Source organism: Sphingomonas sp. 66-10 (assembly GCF_001897045.1).
Classification (GTDB): domain Bacteria; phylum Pseudomonadota; class Alphaproteobacteria; order Sphingomonadales; family Sphingomonadaceae; genus Sphingomonas; species Sphingomonas lycopersici.
The window spans coordinates 356,627-358,014 of record NZ_MKRR01000133.1 but is presented as its reverse complement, the minus strand read 5'-3'; the positions used below and the strand labels follow the sequence as shown (position 1 = coordinate 358,014).

Annotated in this window: 1 protein-coding gene; it reads left to right on the top strand. The window is 67.3% G+C overall.

Translation table 11 applies throughout. The features are described from left to right. Nucleotides 1-27: 27 nt before the first annotated feature. Nucleotides 28-1,388: APC family permease (locus tag BGN95_RS15625; RefSeq protein WP_286773332.1), on the top strand; the 1,361-nt coding region annotated here is incomplete at its 3' end.

Here is a 1,388-nt window from a genome sequence, read left to right as displayed (position 1 = left end):
CTCGACGCGGCGGTCGCCGCCCCCGCGATCCGCCGCGCGCCGGAACCCGCCGCTGCGCATAACGGCGAGCTGCACCGCGAGCTTGACTGGAAGGGCGCCTTCTGGGCCTCGTCGGGGGTGCCCGCCGGGGTGCTGCTGACGATGGGCGGGATCGCCGCGACGATCGGCCAGCCCGTCTGGGTGGTGTTCATCGCCTCGATCCTGATGGGGTTCATCCAGAGCTTCGTCTATGCCGAGATCGCCGGGCTCTATCCGCATAAATCGGGCGGCGCGTCGGTCTATGGCGCGGCGGCGTGGCTGCCCTATTCGAAATTCGTCGCGCCGATCTCGGTCTGGTGCAACTGGCTGGCGTGGTCGCCGGTGCTCGCGCTCGGCACCAGCCTTGCCGCGGGCTATGTGATGGCGAGCCTGTTTCCGCCGACCGCGGCGATCAACACCTGGCATATCACGCTCGCCGATCTCGGCTTTATCCGCGAAGGGCTGACCCTGCGGATCAATTCGGTGGCGATCATCGGCGCGGGGTTCCTGCTGCTCACCTTCGCGCTCCAGCATCACGGCGCGGCGCGCGCCGCCTCGGCGCAGAAGATCCTCGGCATCGCCTGCCTCGCGCCGCTGATCCTCGTCGGGGTGGTGCCGCTGGTCACCGGCGATCTGCCGTCCGATCATCTGTTCCCGCTGCTGCCGCTGGTGCGCGACGCCGCCGGAACGGTGCATTTCGGCAGCTGGGACATTTACGGCATCACCGTGCTGATGGGGGCGATGTTCGGCGCGGGCTGGTCGACCTACGGCTTCGAGACCGCGGTCTGCTACACCCGCGAATTCAGGAATCCGGCGCGCGATACGCCGCGCGCGCTGATCGCCTCGGGATTGCTGTGCATCCTGATCTTCGCGCTGGTGCCGCTGGCGTTCCAGGCCTCGCTCGGGCTCGAAGGGATGCTGACGCCGGGGATCTACGACGGATCGGGGGTCGCGCTCGCGCTGGCGCGGATCGTCGGCGGCGGGGTCGTCGTGTCGAACATCTTCATCACGATGCTGATCCTCTCGCTGCTGCTGATCGTGATGACCTCGATGATGGGATCGTCGCGCACGCTCTATCAGGCGTCGGTCGACGGGTGGCTGCCCAAGTATCTCGCGCGGGTGAACCCGCACGGCGCGCCGACCGCGGCGATGTGGACCGATCTCGGATTCAACCTGCTGCTGCTGCTCACCTCGGATTATTTCGCGGTGCTGATGATCAGCAACGTCTGCTACATGGTCTTCAATTTCCTCAACCTGCAATCGGGGTGGATCCACCGCATCGACCGCGCCGGCTGGGAGCGCCCGTTCCGCTGCCCGACGTGGCTGCTCGCGACCGGCGCCGTGTTCGGCTTCGTCAACATGGCCTTCAT